At 70.9% G+C, this 15106-nt stretch carries 16 protein-coding genes; 8 read left to right on the forward strand and 8 right to left on the reverse strand.

The genetic code is table 11. The features are described 5' to 3' along the window. Positions 1–6: 6 nt before the first annotated feature. Complete coding sequence (gene glnA / locus OO52_RS29810; RefSeq protein WP_014672291.1) at positions 7–1416, reverse strand: type I glutamate--ammonia ligase; 1410 nt, start codon at positions 1414–1416, stop codon at positions 7–9. A gap of 210 nt (positions 1417–1626) precedes the next feature. Between glnA and OO52_RS29815 the strand changes: the two genes are divergently transcribed. Next, positions 1627–2094, forward strand: a complete 468-nt coding sequence (locus tag OO52_RS29815) for an RDD family protein (protein ID WP_030656644.1) — start codon at positions 1627–1629, stop codon at positions 2092–2094. A 417-nt stretch (positions 2095–2511) separates the two neighbouring features. Here OO52_RS29815 and OO52_RS29820 read toward each other — a convergent pair whose 3' ends face one another. Then, on the reverse strand, positions 2512–4170 hold the full coding sequence (locus OO52_RS29820; RefSeq protein ID WP_030656646.1) for an FAD-dependent oxidoreductase: 1659 nt from the start codon (positions 4168–4170) through the stop codon (positions 2512–2514). A gap of 201 nt (positions 4171–4371) precedes the next feature. Here OO52_RS29820 and OO52_RS29825 point away from each other — a divergent pair, with 201 nt between their 5' ends. The 7 genes from OO52_RS29825 to OO52_RS29855 are packed head-to-tail and all read left to right on the forward strand — an operon-like array spanning position 4372 to position 9544. Then, positions 4372–5454, forward strand: coding sequence for a SchA/CurD-like domain-containing protein (locus OO52_RS29825; RefSeq protein WP_030656648.1), 1083 nt, complete (start codon positions 4372–4374; stop codon positions 5452–5454). Positions 5455–5513: 59 nt separating this feature from the next. After that, positions 5514–5927 (forward strand): cupin domain-containing protein, encoded by a 414-nt coding sequence (locus OO52_RS29830; RefSeq protein WP_106972087.1) that lies wholly within the window; start codon positions 5514–5516, stop codon positions 5925–5927. Further along, the gene (locus OO52_RS29835) at positions 5924–7183 is read left to right on the forward strand and encodes a beta-ketoacyl-[acyl-carrier-protein] synthase family protein (protein ID WP_030656652.1); all 1260 of its coding nucleotides are present in this window, start codon (positions 5924–5926) and stop codon (positions 7181–7183) included. The genes OO52_RS29830 and OO52_RS29835 overlap by 4 nt, the downstream gene beginning before the upstream one ends. 7 nt (positions 7184–7190) lie before the next feature. Beyond that, the gene (locus OO52_RS29840) at positions 7191–8435 is read left to right on the forward strand and encodes a ketosynthase chain-length factor (RefSeq protein WP_030656654.1); all 1245 of its coding nucleotides are present in this window, start codon (positions 7191–7193) and stop codon (positions 8433–8435) included. A gap of 22 nt (positions 8436–8457) precedes the next feature. Then, complete coding sequence (locus OO52_RS29845; RefSeq protein WP_030656657.1) at positions 8458–8712, forward strand: acyl carrier protein; 255 nt, start codon at positions 8458–8460, stop codon at positions 8710–8712. A gap of 1 nt (position 8713) precedes the next feature. Then, positions 8714–9193 carry an SRPBCC family protein gene (locus OO52_RS29850; protein WP_030656659.1) on the forward strand — a complete coding sequence of 160 codons (480 nt, stop codon included), beginning with the start codon at positions 8714–8716 and terminating at the stop codon, positions 9191–9193. Positions 9194–9214: 21 nt separating this feature from the next. Next, entirely contained in the window at positions 9215–9544 is a 330-nt protein-coding gene (locus tag OO52_RS29855) for a TcmI family type II polyketide cyclase (protein WP_030656662.1), read from the forward strand. Between the two features lie 98 nt (positions 9545–9642). On the opposite strand, the gene OO52_RS29860 is transcribed toward OO52_RS29855, so the two are convergent. The 6 genes from OO52_RS29860 to lipB all read right to left on the reverse strand — a co-directional run bounded on the left by OO52_RS29860 (position 9643) and on the right by lipB (position 15001). After that, positions 9643–10707, reverse strand: a complete 1065-nt coding sequence (locus OO52_RS29860; protein ID WP_231406581.1) for a methyltransferase — start codon at positions 10705–10707, stop codon at positions 9643–9645. Positions 10708–10750: 43 nt separating this feature from the next. Next, entirely contained in the window at positions 10751–11839 is a 1089-nt protein-coding gene (locus OO52_RS29865) for a right-handed parallel beta-helix repeat-containing protein (RefSeq protein WP_030656667.1), read from the reverse strand. A 77-nt stretch (positions 11840–11916) separates the two neighbouring features. Further along, positions 11917–12618 (reverse strand): DUF4191 domain-containing protein, encoded by a 702-nt coding sequence (locus tag OO52_RS29870; RefSeq protein ID WP_030656670.1) that lies wholly within the window; start codon positions 12616–12618, stop codon positions 11917–11919. Between the two features lie 77 nt (positions 12619–12695). Continuing rightward, positions 12696–12893 (reverse strand): SCO2195 family GlnR-regulated protein, encoded by a 198-nt coding sequence (locus OO52_RS29875; protein WP_030656673.1) that lies wholly within the window; start codon positions 12891–12893, stop codon positions 12696–12698. Positions 12894–13122: 229 nt separating this feature from the next. Beyond that, a complete protein-coding gene (gene lipA, locus OO52_RS29880; RefSeq protein WP_030656676.1) occupies positions 13123–14088 on the reverse strand; it encodes a lipoyl synthase in 966 nt (321 codons plus the stop codon). A 115-nt stretch (positions 14089–14203) separates the two neighbouring features. Continuing rightward, positions 14204–15001, reverse strand: coding sequence for a lipoyl(octanoyl) transferase LipB (gene lipB, locus OO52_RS29885; protein ID WP_030656678.1), 798 nt, complete (start codon positions 14999–15001; stop codon positions 14204–14206). Positions 15002–15106: the final 105 nt, after the last annotated feature.

Genomic DNA, 15106 nt, shown 5'->3' on the forward strand with positions numbered 1-15106 from the left:
GCGATATCACACGTCGAAGTACAGCTCGAACTCGTGCGGGTGCGGACGCAGCTGGAGCGGAGCGATCTCGTTGGTGCGCTTGAAGTCGATCCACGTCTCGATCAGGTCGGACGTGAACACGTCGCCCTGGAGGAGGAACTCGTGGTCGGCCTCGAGGGCGTCGAGGACGGCGTTCAGCGAGGTCGGGACCTGGGCGACGTTCGCGTGCTCCTCGGGAGCCAGCTCGTACAGGTCCTTGTCGATCGGCTCGGCCGGCTCGATCTTGTTCTTGATGCCGTCCAGGCCCGCGAGGAGCAGGGCCGAGAAGGCCAGGTACGGGTTGCCGGAGGAGTCGGGCGCGCGGAACTCGACGCGCTTGGCCTTCGGGTTGGAGCCCGTGATCGGGATGCGCATCGCGGCGGAGCGGTTGCGCTGCGAGTACACCAGGTTGATCGGCGCCTCGAAGCCCGGCACCAGACGGTGGTACGAGTTCACCGTCGGGTTGGTGAAGGCCAGCAGCGACGGGGCGTGCCTGAGGATGCCGCCGATGTAGTAGCGGGCGGTGTCCGACAGGCCCGCGTAACCGGCCTCGTCGTAGAACAGCGGGTCGCCGTTGCTCCACAGCGACTGGTGCACGTGCATGCCCGAGCCGTTGTCACCGAAGATCGGCTTCGGCATGAAGGTCGCGGTCTTGCCGTTGCGCCAGGCGACGTTCTTCACGATGTACTTGAAGAGCTGCAGGTCGTCGGCGGCGGCGAGCAGGGTGTTGAACTTGTAGTTGATCTCCGCCTGGCCGGCGGTGCCCACCTCGTGGTGCTGGCGCTCGACCTTCAGGCCGGACCGCTCCAGCTCCAGGGAGATCTCGGCGCGCAGGTCGGCGAAGTGGTCGACCGGGGCCACCGGGAAGTAGCCGCCCTTGTAGCGGACCTTGTACCCACGGTTGTTCTCCAGGGCGCCGGTGTTCCAGGCACCCGCCTCGGAGTCGATGTGGTAGAAGGACTCGTTCGCGGAGGTGGCGAAACGGACGCTGTCGAAGACGTAGAACTCGGCCTCGGGCCCGAAGTACGCGGTGTCCGCGATACCGGTCGACGCCAGGTACGCCTCCGCCTTCTTCGCCACGTTGCGCGGGTCACGGGAGTACTGCTCGCCCGTGATCGGGTCGTGGATGAAGAAGTTGATGTTGAGGGTCTTGTCGCGGCGGAACGGGTCCACACGGGCGGTGGACAGGTCGGCACGCAGAGCCATGTCGGACTCGTGGATGGCCTGGAAACCACGGATCGACGATCCGTCGAAGGCCAGCTCCTCGTCCGGGTCGAACGCCTCAACGGGCACCGTGAAGTGCTGCATGACGCCCGGCAGGTCGCAGAAGCGGACGTCGACGAACTTGACGTCCTCGTCCGCGATGAACTTCTTGGCCTCGTCGGCGTTCTGGAACATCCAGCTCCTCCTACTCCCGACCGTCGACGCCGGGGTGGTAGATCGTTCGTGCGGCCAGTGCGGTGGCACACGCTGGTCTCGACCCTAGGGACGGGTGATTTCTCGGGCGTGACCCATTTGTTTCGCAGAAGTTAACCGGCCACGTGTCCACCGTAGCCCCGACACACCCCTGTGCGTAGTGCCCGAAACCGGGCACAGTACCGTGGAGGCGTGGACAACAGGCAGGCAATCGGATCGTGGCTCTCCGGGCCGCGCGCGGCCATGGAAGAGGCGGGCGCCGACTTCGGTTACCGGGGCGAACAGCTCGGGCTCCCGGAGCACGGGCCGAACTCGATCGCACGGCCCGGACGGCGCCTCGGCGCAATCGCCGTGGACTGGGCGCTGTGCGTCCTGATCGCATACGGCCTGATCACGGACGGCTACAGCCCCGCTACGAGCAACTGGGCGCTCGGCGTCTTCTTCGTCCTGAGCGCCCTGACCGTCGGCACGGTCGGCTTCACGCCCGGAAAGCGCCTCTTCGGCATCCGGGTCGTCGCCCTCCGGACCGGCACGGTCAACCCGGGGCGCGCCCTGCTGCGCACCGTCCTGCTCTGCCTCGCGATCCCCGCCCTGATCTGGGACCGCGACGGCCGCGGCCTGCACGACCGGCTCGCGAAGACGGTCGAGGTCCGCATCTGACGGAGCGCCCCCGCTGACCGACAGCCGGCCCGGCCCTCTGGATCACCCACGGACTCGTCCCCGCCGCAGCACCGCCTCCGGCGCGCCGCGGCGGCTCCGGGCCGTCCGCCGGATGCGGCTCGCCCGCGGCCGGTCGCGCCACGGGGGCCGGAGCCGCATGGGGCCACGGCCCCGCGGAGCGCGCGCGGCGCCGGGTCCGGCGCAGGCCGGCGGGGACGCGGCCCCCGCCCGGGCGCAGCACCACAGTGCCGGGCCCCCGTCCAGCGCAGCGTCATGGTGCCTGGCCTCGCCCAGCGCAGCCCGGCACCACGGTGCCGACCCCCCGCGACAGCGTCCGGCGCTGCGCCCGGTCACCGGCAGCAGCCACCCGCAGCAGCCCCCCGCACAAGCCACCCGCAGCAGTCACCCCTTCGGTCGTCACCTCTTCCGCAGCACCGCCGCCAGCACCCCCCGCAGCTCCGCCTCCGGATCGCCTGCGGCGTCCGTCGCGCGCCAAGCCACGAATCCGTCCGGCCGGACCAGCACCGCCCCGTCCGGCGTCGTGCCGTGGAGGGCCGCCCAGTCGGTGCCGCCTCCCGGGCCGTCCCCGTCATAGGTGAGGTCGGCGTTCGCCCCCGTACCGATCCGGTACGCCTCCAGTCGTACGCCGTCCGTGCGGGCGATCTGCCGGGCGGCGGCGTGCCAGGCCCCGCCCGCGGCCGACCCGGCGTCGCAGAGCAGCACCAGGGACCGCTCGTAGAGGTCGATCGTGGACAGCCGGTCGCCCGCGCGGCGCAGCCACAGGTGCGGGGCCCGGCTGCCCGGGTCCCCGGTCAGCCGCACCCCGTCGGGTACGACCGGCTGGGCGGGGTCGGCGCCGATGACGGCGCCCTCCAGATAGCGGTAGGCGAGGACGACGGGGAGGATGCCGCTGCGCGGGCCGCCGCCGACGCCGGGCGTGGGCGCGAAACCGGGGTGGCTGTGCTCCACCGAGCGGGCCGAGGCGCGGGCGCTGGTCGCCAGCGCGACGGGCCGGCGCTCGGTGTCGTAGGTCTCCAGCAGGTCGGGACCGGCCCAGCCGTCGAGGACGGCGGACAGCTTCCAGGCCAGGTTGTGGGCGTCCTGGATGCCGGTGTTGGAGCCGAATGCGCCGGTCGGGGACATCTCGTGGGCGGAGTCGCCGGCCAGTAGCACCCGGCCCGCCGTGTACCGCTCGGCGACGCGTTCGGCGGCGCGCCAGGACGCCTTGCCGGTGATCTCGACGTCCAGGTCGGGGACGCCGACGGCCAGCCGGATGTGCCGCTGGAGCCGCTCCTCGGTGAACTCCTCCAGCGTCTCGCCCTGCTCCGGGTGCCAGGGCGCGTGGAAGACCCAGTGCTCCTTGTTGTCGACCGGGAGCAGGGCGCCGTCGGCCTCCGGGTTGGTGAGGTAGCAGCAGATGAAGTGCCGGTCGCCGACCGTCTCGGCGAGCAGCTTGGACCGGAAGGTGACGCTCACGTTGGCGAAGAGGTCGCCGGGGCCGCTCTGCCCGATGCCGAGCCGCCGCCGGACCGGGCTGCGCGGACCGTCGCACGCGACCAGGTAGTCCGCACGGACCGTGTACATCTCGTCGCTGTCCCGGTCCCGGACGAACGCCGTCACTCCTTCGGGGTCCTGCTCGAAGCCCTCCATCTCGTGGAAGTACCGCAGGTCCCCGCCGAGCGCGCGGGCCCCCTTCAGCAGCACCGGCTCCAGGTCGTTCTGGCTGCACAGGCACCAGCTCGTGGGACTGAACTTCGCCAGCCCGCCACCCGGGTCGATGTGCTTGAACAGCCATTCGCCGGCGTCGCCGACCAGGGTCGGGGTCTGCAGGATGCCGTGGTTGGCCGCGAGGAGCGAGGCCGCCGCCTTGATGTCCGGCTCGAGGCCGGCCACCCGGTACAGCTCCATCGTCCGCAGGTTGTTGCCGCGGCCACGCGGGTGGATCGAGGTCCCGGAGTGCCGCTCGACGAGCATGTGGGGTACGCCGAGACGGCCCAGGAACAGGGAGAGGGACAGGCCCACCAGCGAACCGCCCACGACGAGGACGGGCACCTGGTGATCGGCTTTCTGCTGCATCAAGGCTCCAGAGGCAGGGGTCGGGGATGTGGGGCGCGTTGCTGTTTCTGTGCCCTCTGGGACGGCTTTCGCGTGCTCAATCACCCACGTGGTTCACGCGAGTCGCGCGTTGTGCGGGAAGCGGCACAGGATCAAGAAGCGCTGACGTCGCGTCATCGGCGGCCGGCGTTCGCCTCTGCCCCCGTGAAGGAGATGCGCAGCATGACCACCTTGTCGGAAAAGATCTCGGACCAGTCGACGCGTCAGGTGTCGAAGAGGGTCTCCCAGTCCGTGTTCGACGGCTCCCGTCTCCGGGTCGTCCTGCTCGTGGACGTCCACGACGGCGCCCAGCAGCAGTTCCTGGAGGCCTACGAGCAGCTGTGCAACCAGGTGGCGCAGGTGCCCGGCCACGTCAGTGACCAGCTGTGCCAGTCGATCGAGAACCCCTCCCAATGGCTCATCACCAGCGAGTGGGAGAGCGCCCCGCCGTTCCTCACCTGGGTGAACAGCGAGGAGCACGTGCGGATGGTGGAACCGCTGCACAGCTGCGTCCGGGACACCCGGTCGCTGCGGTTCCACATCGTCCGCGAGACCGGCGGCGAGCCGGCCGAGGCGGCCTCGCGGCGCCGGCTCCAGTCGTCCCCGCGGATCGGGGACGGCGTGATCCGCCACGCGCTGACCTTCACGGTCAGGCCCGGCAGCGAGGAGAAGGTCGCGAAGATCCTCGCGGACTACGCCTCGCCCCAGGCGCGGGTCGACGAGACCACCCGGCTGTGCCGCACCTCCCTGTTCATGCACGGCAACCGGGTCGTGCGGGCCATCGAGGTGCGCGGCGACCTGCTCGCGGCGCTGCGGCACGTCGCCCGGCAGCCCGAGGTGCGGGCCGTCGAGGAGGCCATCAACCCCTACCTGGAGCAGGAGCGGGACCTGAACGACCAGGAGTCCGCGCGGGTGTTCTTCACCCGGGCGGCGCTGCCGGCCGTGCACCACGTCACCGCGGACGAACTCGCCGAGGGCGAGCGGCAGGCGCTGTACTACCCGGCCCGGCCGGACTGCGGGATGCGGCTGGCGGAGCTGCTCGCCCAGCAGGACGAGGCGGCGGCGGCGGACCCGGACAGCCCGGTGCTGCGCAGCACGATCTTCCAGCGCGACGACGTCGTCGTCCGGCTGATCGACGTACGTCCCGGCGTCGGCGCCCGCGCCCTGCTGCCGCAGCCCCGCCTTCAGGCCGCGCTGAGCACCCTGCTGGACGGCGAGCCCGTCGGCATGGACCTCGTCACCGACCGCCGCTCGCCGGACGCCTGAGCCCGGCAGCCCCAGCACACCAACGGAGGAACGTCGTGATCAAACCCCTTCCGAAGATCGTGGATCTCAGCGAGATCGAGCCCAACACCCGGCGCGGCGGCGATCTGCGGGCCATGCTCACCCCGGCCACGGTGGGCGCCACCAGCGGCTTCATGGGCGTGGCCATCGTGCAGCCCGGCGACCGCATCGGTGAGCACTACCACCCCTACTCCGAGGAGTTCGTGTACGTCCTGTGCGGACAGCTCGAGGTGGACCTGGACGGCGAGCCGCACCCGCTGCGGCCCGAGCAGGGGCTGATGATCCCCATGAACATGCGGCACCGCTTCCGCAACGTCGGCAACGTGGAGGCGCGGATCGTCTTCCACCTGGGCCCGCTGGCCCCCCGGCCGGCCCTCGGCCACGTCGACACCGAGGAGACGGAGGCCGTCGCCGTCGCCGCCGATCCGGCCGACCGGGCGCAGGTCCGCTCATGAACCGGCGCGTGGCGGTCACCGGCATAGGTGTCGTCGCCCCGGGCGGGATCGGCGCACCGGCGTTCTGGGACCTGCTCGCCGAGGGCCGTACCGCGACGCGGGGCATCACGTTCTTCGACCCGACCGGCCTCAGGTCCCGGATCGCCGCCGAGTGCGACTTCGACCCCGCGGCGTACGGCCTGGACGCCGAACAGGTCGAGCGGGCGGACCGGTACATACAGTTCGCCCTGGTCGCCGGCGAGGAGGCGGTCCGGGACTCCGGTCTCGACCTCGGGCGGGAGGACCCGTGGCGGGTCGGTGTCTCCGTGGGCACCGCCGTCGGCGGCACCACCCGGCTGGAGCACGACTACGTCCTGGTCAGCCATCGCGGGCAGCGCTGGGACGTCGACCACACCGAGGCGGAGCCGCAACTGCACCGGGCGTTCTCGCCGAGCACCGTGGCCTCCGCGGTGGCGGAACGTTTCGGCGCCCAGGGCCCCGTGCAGACCGTGTCCACCGGCTGCACCTCGGGACTCGACGCGGTCGGGTACGCCTTCCACACCGTCCAGGAAGGCCGCGCCGACATATGCATCGCGGGAGCCTCGGACTCTCCGATCTCCCCGATCACCATGGCCTGCTTCGACGCGATCAAGGCCACCTCACCGAACAACGACGACCCCGCGCACGCCTCCCGCCCCTTCGACAACAACCGTGACGGTTTCGTCATGGGCGAGGGCGGCGCGGTGCTCGTCCTGGAGGAACTGGAGCACGCCCGGGCCCGCGGCGCCCACGTGTACTGCGAGTTCGGCGGCTACGCCACCTTCGGCAACGCCTACCACATGACCGGCCTGACCAAGGAGGGCCTGGAGATGGCGCGGGCCATTGACACCGCCCTCGACCAGGCGCGTCTCGACCCCACGGCGATCGACTACGTCAACGCGCACGGCTCCGGCACCCGGCAGAACGACCGCCACGAGACGGCGGCCGTGAAGCGGGCGCTCGGCCACCACGCCTACGACACCCCGATGAGCTCCATCAAATCCATGGTGGGGCACTCCCTCGGGGCGATCGGCGCCATCGAACTCGTCGCCTGCGTCCTGGCCCTCGCCAAACAGGTCGTCCCGCCGACCGCGAACTACGAGATCCCCGACCCCGAGTGCGACCTGGACTACGTCCCGCGCGTCGCCCGCGAACGGAAGCTGACCAGCGTGCTGTCCGTGGGCAGCGGGTTCGGCGGTTTCCAGTCCGCGGTGATCCTGACCCGGCCGAGGGAGTGAGGACACGATGAGCGAACCGAAGGACCGGCACGCGGCCATCACCGGTATCGGGGTGGTCGCGCCCAACGGCACCACCACCGGCACCTTCTGGAAGGCCACCCAGGAGGGTCTCAGCGTCCTCGACCGGGTCACCCGCGAGGGCTGTGAGCACCTTCCCCTCAAGGTGGCCGGTGAGGTCCGCGCCTTCGAACCGGCCGCCACGATCGAGGAGCGCTTCCTCGTCCAGACCGACCGGTTCACGCACTACGCGATGGCCGCGGCCGACTTCGCACTGGACGACGCCCGGCTCGCCCTGGCCGACATCCCCGACGCGCCGTACTCCATCGGCGTCGTCACCGCGGCCGGGTCCGGCGGCGGCGAGTTCGGCCAGCGGGAACTGCAGCAACTGTGGGGCAAGGGGAGCCGGTTCGTCGGGCCGTACCAGTCCATCGCCTGGTTCTACGCCGCGAGCACCGGCCAGGTGTCCATCCGCCGCGGCTTCAAGGGCCCCTGCTCGGTCGTCGCCTCCGACGAGGCCGGCGGCCTGGACGCCCTCGCCCACGCGGCACGGGCCGTGCGGCGCGGCACCGACGTGATCGTGGCCGGCTCCACCGAGGCGCCGCTCGCGCCGTACTCGATGGTCTGCCAGCTCGGCTACGAGGAACTGAGCCGGGAGACGGACCCGTCCCGGGCCTACCGCCCGTTCACGGACGGGGCCTGCGGGTTCGTGCCCGCCGAGGGCGGCGGGATGCTCGTGGTCGAGGCGACCGGCGCCGCCCGGGCCCGCGGCGCCGACATCAAGGCCGTCGTGGCCGGACACGGGGCCACCTTCACCGGCGCCTCACGCTGGGAACGGTCCCGGGATGGACTCGCCCAGGCCGTCCGGCAGGCCCTGGCGGAGGCCGGCTGCGCCCCCGAGGAGGTCGACGTCGTCTTCGCCGACGCCCTCGGGGTACCGGAGGCCGACCGGGCCGAGGCGCTGGCCATCGCCGACGCCCTCGGCGAGCACGGCACCCGGGTACCGGTCACCGCGCCGAAGACCGGGATCGGCCGGGGGTACTGCGCGGCCCCCGTCCTGGACACCGCGGCGGCCGTGCTCGCGATGGAGCACGGCCTGATCCCGCCGACGCCGAACGTCTTCGACGTCTGCCACGACCTCGACCTCGTGACCGGCAGCGCCCGCGCCGCCGAACTGCGGACGGCGCTGGTCCTCAGCCGCGGACTCATGGGGTCGAACTCGGCGCTGGTGCTGCGACGCGGCACCGCGCAGTGAGTACAGAGAAGGAGGAGAGCACATGCCCCAGATCACCGTGGAAGAACTCGCCGCGCTGATGAAGAAGGCCGCCGGGGTGACCGTCAGCCCGCAGCAGCTCGCGGAGAAGCCGGACACCGGCTTCGACGTCCTCGGCGTCGACTCGCTCGGCCTGCTCGGCATCGTCGGCGAGCTGGAGAACACGCACGGCACCCCGATGCCGGTGGACGCCGAGCGCTGCAAGACACCCCAGCAGTTCCTCAACCTCGTCAACAGCACCCTCATGGCAGGAGCCTGATATGGCAGGGCACACCCAGAACGAGATCACCATCGCCGCCCCGCTGGACCTGGTCTGGGACATGACCAACGACCTGGAGCGCTGGCCCCAGCTCTTCAGCGAGTACGCGTCGGTGGAGGTCCTCAAGAAGGAGGGCGAGAAGACGACGTTCCGGCTCACCATGCACCCGGACGAGAACGGCACCGTCTGGAGCTGGGTGTCCGAGCGCGAGCCGGACCGCGCCACCCGCACCGTCAAGGCCCGCCGGGTGGAGACCGGGCCCTTCGCCCACATGGACATCCACTGGCGGTACGAGGAGGTTCCCGCCGGCACCCGGATGGTCTGGACCCAGGACTTCGCGATGAAGCCGGACGCGCCGGTCGACGACGACTGGATGACCGACAACATCAACAAGAACTCGAAGATCCAGCTGGACCTGATCCGGCAGAAGATCGAGAAGGCGGCGGCCGGTGAGCGTCCCGCCCCGGCCCTGGCCGACTGAGCCGGACGACAGGAGACGACCGTGCACCAGGCCCTGATCGTCGCCCGCATGGCCCCGGGCTCCGCCCCCGACATCGCCAAGGTGTTCGCGGAGTCCGACCGTGGAGAGCTGCCGCACCTCGTCGGAGTCGTCCGGCGCAGCCTCTTCCAGTTCGGCGACGTGTACATGCACCTGATCGAGTCCGAGCGGGAGCCGGGACCGGCCATCGCCAAGGTCACCTCGCACCCCGACTTCAAGGAGGTCAGCGAGCGGCTGTCGGCGTACGTGAGCGCGTACGACCCTCAGACCTGGCGCTCCCCGAAGGACGCCATGGCGGAGCGCTTCTACCTCTGGGAGCGTGACGCCGGCTGAGCGCTCCGCTGGGACAGCGGCGACGCGCCGTGATCATCCGCGGCTCCGTCGTGGCCGGCCGCGCAGTTCCCCGCGCCCCTTCGGGGCGCGGGGAGCGGTCATGCGGGCACGATGCAGTCGAACGCGTGCAGATAGGGGTTGACCGGCCGGATGTCGCGGACCGCCAGGCCCGCCGCCTCCAGTCGGCCGACCATGCTGTCGGTGGTGTGCTTGGCCCCGCCGACGTTCAGGAGCAGCAGCAGGTCCATGGCCGTGCTGAACCGCATCGACGGGGTGTCGTCGACGAGGTTCTCGATCACCACCACCCGGGTGCCGGGACCGCCCGCCTCGACCACGTTGCCCAGCAGCCGGGCCGTGGACTCGTCGTCCCACTCCAGGATGTTCTTGATGATGTAGACGTCGGCCTCGACCGGGACCGCCTCCCGGACGTCGCCGGGCACGATCCGCGCGCGGTCGGCGAGGTCGCCGCCCTCGCGCAGCCGCGGCAGGGCGTGCTCCACCACCCGGGGCAGGTCGAGCAGGCTGCCGCGCATCGCCGGGTACTTGTCCAGCAGGCACGCCACCACGTGCCCCTGGCCGCCGCCGATGTCCGCGACCGAGCTGCTGCCGGACAGGTCCAGCAGGGCCGCCACCTCCCGCGCCGACTGCTCGCTGGAGCGGGTCATCGCGCGGTTGAAGACGTCCGCGGACTCGGGGGCGTCCTCGTTGAGGTAGCTGAAGAACTCCTTGCCGTAGAGGTCCTCCACGACGTTCCGGCCGGTGCGCACGGCCTGGTCCAGCAGCGGCCAGGCGTCCCAGGTCCACGGCTCGGTGCACCACATGGCGATGGCCCGCAGGCTGTTCGGGTCGTCCTCGCGCAGCAGCCGGGACATCTCGGTGTGGGCGAACGTCCCGTCCGGCCGCTCGGCGAAGACGCCGTAGCAGGACAGGGCGCGCAGCAGCCGGCGCAGCGGCTTCGGCTCGGCGCGCACCGCGGTCGCCAGGCTCTCCGCGGTCATGGGGGCGTCGCCGAGCGCGTCGGCGACGCCGAGCCGGGCGGCGGCGCGGACCGCGGCGGCGCAGGCCGCCCCGAACACGAGCTCACGCAGCCGCATCGACGGGGGAGGGGAGGGGGGTGTCCCCGGCTCCGGGGGAGCCGAGGGCGCGCGGGATGGTGCGGTCATGTGCCGCCTTCCTTCCTTGCGTGGATCGGGTACGGCCGTCCGGTCAGCACAGGCCCGCGGGCTTGGAGACCCGGCAGGCGTTGCCGGTGAAGGCGTTGCCGGTCTTGGTGGCTTCCTGGTTGACGAGGTCCGCCGGGGAGTTGTCCGCCAGCCGGTTGCCGGTGATCCGGTTCTTCTCGCTCGTGGCGCCCACGAAGCTCTTGAACAGGACGATGCCGCCCGACAGCGGGGACTTGCCCGTGTGACCGGTGACCCGGTTCCGCGTGACCAGGGCCTTCTCGGTGCCGGTCAGCACGATGCCGGAGCCCTTCAGGTAGGGCAGCCGGGCGGTCTTCGGGCAGTACTTGTTGTTCCGGTCGACCAGGTTGTCGCTCACGACGAGGGCGCCGGCCCGCGGCTTGTTCTCGTCGCCGACGACGAACACGCCCGCGCAGTTGCCGGTGACGTAGTTGCGCGTGACGGCGAGGTTGCGCAGCCGGCGGACGGTGATGCCGATCCGGTTGTCCTCGAGCCGGTTGTGGTCGATCACCGCGCCCTTGCTGTCCTTGGCCCCCTGCTCGGCCTTGACGTTGTTGGCGAGGAACAGCCCCGCGTCCCCGTTGCTCCGGGCGGTGTTGTTCCGGAACACCCCGCGGGTGGAGTGCTCCTGGGCGATGCCCCACTGGCCGTTGTGCTCGGCGATCACGCGCTTCACGGTCAGCCGGTCGGTGCCCATGGTGAACAGGCCGGACTTGGCGAAGCCGGTCACCTTGAGATCGGAGACGGTGACGTCCTTGAGGGGCTTGTTCTTGCCCCCGACCACACAGATGCCGTTGCCGTCCGAGAGGCAGGTGACGGCGGCCTTCTTGCCGTGCGGCGCCGGCTTGGTCTTCTTCTTCGGGGGCTGGATCACGGTGCCGGGGCCCGCTCCCCGCAGGGTCAGGCCCGCGGTCTTCACCGTGACGCTCTCACGGTAGGTGCCGGCGAGCACGAACACGGTGTCGCCGGCCTTGGCGGCGTTGACCGCCTTCTGGATCGACTGACCCGGATGCACCACGAGGGTCCTGTGGGCAGCGGACGCCGGGGTGGCGCCGATGACGGTGCCGACGAGGGTCGTGGCGCATGCCAGGTACGCAATGTGTCGTTTTGTCACATTCCGAAGGCTAGGAGTGCATGAGCCGATTACCGGCCGGATACTCCGTTCGGCGGCGTGTCAGCGGGGTGCGGCGGTCAGCGGCCCCGCGGCCCGCCCTTGGGGAGCTTCATGCCCTTCGGCATGGGCCCCTTGGGCAGTGGCATGTTGCTCATCAGGTCGCCCAGCGCCCGCAGCCGGTCGTTGGTGGCCGTCACCTGGGGGCCGGTCAGCACGCGCGGAAGCTTCAGCATCGTCGTGCGGAGCTTCTTCAGCTCGACCTGGCCCTCGCCGTTGCCCACGATCAGGTCGTGCACCGGCACGTCGGCGACGATGCGGTTCATCTTCTTCTTCTCGGCGGCCAGCAGGCTCTTCACCCGGTTCGGGTTACCCTCGGCGACCAGCACGATGCCGGCCTTGCCGACGGCCCGGTGCACCACGTCCTGGCTGCGGTTCATCGCCACCGCCGGAGTCGTCGTCCAGCCCCGGCCGATGTTGTCCAGCACGGCCGCGGCGGCGCCCGGCTGGCCCTCCATCTGGCCGAACGCGGCCCGCTCGGCGCGGCGGCCGAACACGATCGCGGTCCCCAGCAGGGCGATCAGCAGGCCGAAGATGCCCAGGTAGACCGGGTGCCCGACCAGGAAGCCGATCACGAGGAAGACACCGAGGATGCCGATGCCGACGGCCGCGAGTACAAGACCGATCTTCTTGTCGGCCTTGCGGGTCATCTTGTACGTGAGGGCGATCTGCTTCAGTCGCCCTGCGTTCGCGGCGTCCGCCGCGGTTTCCTTCCTCGCCATGCCACGAAGTCTACGTGCCCCGGGGAGTGCGGACGACGGCGGTGCCCGGCCGACGGGACGGGTCCGCCGGGGCGACGTCAGGAGTGGCCGGCGGCCTGGTCCAGGTACCGCTGGGCCTCGACCCGGTCCTTGGCCCGGCGGCGGTCCTCCAGGACGGACGTCCAGGCGTTGCGGCGGGCGGTGCGCTGACCGCCGCTCATGAGCAGGGACTCCACGGCGCGCAGGGCGCCGGTGAAGGACGGGATGGCGGTGGCGCGTACGGGTGCGGCCTGCATGATCGAGGTCCCCCCTCTGAGCGATGGAGATACGGGGCGTGATATGAGAGTCACTGATTGGTGTTACCAGGGCGTGACCGGCCGGTCAAACACGGATGAAGCCTCGATGTGAGGGGCTGGAACGCCGACGCGGCCCCGACGGCGCCCTCATCAGCGAGGACGGTCGGGACCGCGTCGTCTCGGCCATTACTGGCCAGTAGGAACTTGTGCGCGAATTCACACGCGCGGCTCACACCGCCTGGGCGGCGACGTACGTCCCACGCTTCTCCACGGCCATCTGGTACAGCCGCCCGGCGCGGTAGGAGGAGCGCACCAGCGGGCCGGACATCACACCGGAGAAGCCGATCTGCTCGGCCTCCTCCTTCAGCTCCACGAACTCCTGCGGCTTCACCCAGCGCTCCACGGGGTGGTGGCGCACCGACGGGCGCAGGTACTGGGTGATGGTGACCAGCTCGCAGCCCGCGTCGTGGAGCTGCTTCAGCGCCTCGCTGACCTCCTCGCGGGTCTCACCCATGCCGAGGATCAGGTTCGACTTGGTCACCAGGCCGTAGTCGCGGGCCTCGGTGATGACCTTCAGGGAGCGCTCGTAGCGGAAGCCGGGGCGGATGCGCTTGAAGATCCGGGGGACCGTCTCGACGTTGTGCGCGAAGACCTCGGGGCGGGAGGCGAACACCTCGGCGAGCTGCTCGGGGACCGCGTTGAAGTCCGGGGCCAGCAGCTCCACCTTCGTCCGGCCGCCCTCGCGGTCCGCCGTCTGCTGGTGGATCTGGCGCACGGTCTCGGCGTACAGCCAGGCGCCGCCGTCCTCCAGGTCGTCGCGGGCGACGCCGGTGATGGTGGCGTAGTTCAGGTCCATGGTGACCACGGACTCGCCCACGCGGCGCGGCTCGTCGCGGTCCAGGGCCTCGGGCTTGCCGGTGTCGATCTGGCAGAAGTCGCAGCGCCGGGTGCACTGGTCGCCGCCGATGAGGAAGGTCGCCTCGCGGTCCTCCCAGCACTCGTAGATGTTCGGGCAGCCGGCTTCCTGGCACACCGTGTGCAGCCCCTCGCTCTTCACGAGGTTCTGCATCTTCGTGTATTCGGGGCCCATTTTCGCCCGGGTCTTGATCCACTCGGGCTTGCGCTCGATGGGGGTCTGGCTGTTGCGGACCTCCAGGCGCAGCATCTTGCGTCCGTCGGGTGCGACTGCGGACACGACCGGCTCCCTGTGTCTTCGATTCTTCGGCGTACCCCAGGGTACGCCCGTACTGTGTGCGCCCTGCCGCTGAGGCCAACCCCGCTGTCGCAGGGCGCATTCCCCCGGCGGACGATCAGGCGGACGCCTTCTCGATCTCCCGCGGCTTCAGGTCCGCGTTCTCCAGGACGTCCCGCAGGTGCTTCTCGACCACCGGCAGGACCTCCTCGACCGTGATGGCCCGGCCCAGCTCGTTCGCGAGGGAGGTGACGCCCGCGTCCCGGATGCCGCACGGGATGATCCGGTCGAACCAGGCGTTGTCCGGGTTCACGTTGAAGGAGAAGCCGTGCATCGTGACGCCCTTGGCGACCCGGATGCCGATCGCCGCGATCTTCCGGTCCTCGCGCCGCTGGCCCGCGTTGGAGGGGGCGTACTCGGGGCCGTTCAACCGGGGGTCGAACTCCTCGTCGGTGAGCCGCGGGTCGAAGTCCAGGGAGAGTCCCCCGAGCGCCGGCCGCTGCTCGACCGGGTCGCCGAGCACCCACACGCCGCTACGGCCCTCGACCCGGGTGGTCTCCAGACCGAACTCGGCGCAGGCGCGGATGATCGCCTCCTCCAGGCGCCGCACGTGCGCGACCACGTCCACCGGGCGGGGCAGCTTCTGGATCGGGTAGCCCACGAGCTGGCCCGGGCCGTGCCAGGTGATCTTGCCGCCGCGGTCCACGTCGATGACCGGGGTGCCGTCCAGCGGGCGCTCGCTGTCCTCGGTGCGCCGGCCGGCCGTGTACACCGGGGGGTGCTCCAGGAGGATCACGGTGTCCGGGACCTCGTCGGCGAACCGGGCCGCATGGACCCGGCGCTGCTCGTCCCAGGCCTCCTGGTAATCGACGGCATCCGCACCGAACCCCATGCGGACGAACCGCAACTCACTCACGGCAAGCGCCTCCCTCAGCGACCGGTGTGTCAGGCGCGTAACGCGCCCTCGCCACTGTACGTCCGACCGGAGTACGTCAGCCCTGCGGGCGTTCCTCACACGATC

The sequence above is a fragment of the Streptomyces flaveolus genome, from assembly GCF_000716535.1.
Lineage (GTDB): Bacteria > Actinomycetota > Actinomycetes > Streptomycetales > Streptomycetaceae > Streptomyces > Streptomyces flaveolus_A.

Bases quoted from the DNA above. Each gene is read 5' to 3' on its own strand.
- OO52_RS29870 (WP_030656670.1), bottom strand. From the start codon at position 12,618: ATGGCGAGGAAGGAAACCGCGGCGGACGCCGCGAACGCAGGGCGACTG.
- glnA (WP_014672291.1), bottom strand. From the start codon at position 1,416: ATGTTCCAGAACGCCGACGAGGCCAAGAAGTTCATCGCGGACGAGGAC.
- OO52_RS29840 (WP_030656654.1), top strand. From the start codon at position 7,191: ATGAGCGAACCGAAGGACCGGCACGCGGCCATCACCGGTATCGGGGTG.
- OO52_RS29825 (WP_030656648.1), top strand. From the start codon at position 4,372: ATGACCACCTTGTCGGAAAAGATCTCGGACCAGTCGACGCGTCAGGTG.
- OO52_RS29820 (WP_030656646.1), bottom strand. From the start codon at position 4,170: ATGCAGCAGAAAGCCGATCACCAGGTGCCCGTCCTCGTCGTGGGCGGT.
- OO52_RS29875 (WP_030656673.1), bottom strand. From the start codon at position 12,893: ATGCAGGCCGCACCCGTACGCGCCACCGCCATCCCGTCCTTCACCGGC.
- OO52_RS29835 (WP_030656652.1), top strand. From the start codon at position 5,924: ATGAACCGGCGCGTGGCGGTCACCGGCATAGGTGTCGTCGCCCCGGGC.
- OO52_RS29850 (WP_030656659.1), top strand. From the start codon at position 8,714: ATGGCAGGGCACACCCAGAACGAGATCACCATCGCCGCCCCGCTGGAC.
- OO52_RS29845 (WP_030656657.1), top strand. From the start codon at position 8,458: ATGCCCCAGATCACCGTGGAAGAACTCGCCGCGCTGATGAAGAAGGCC.
- OO52_RS29860 (WP_231406581.1), bottom strand. From the start codon at position 10,707: ATGACCGCACCATCCCGCGCGCCCTCGGCTCCCCCGGAGCCGGGGACA.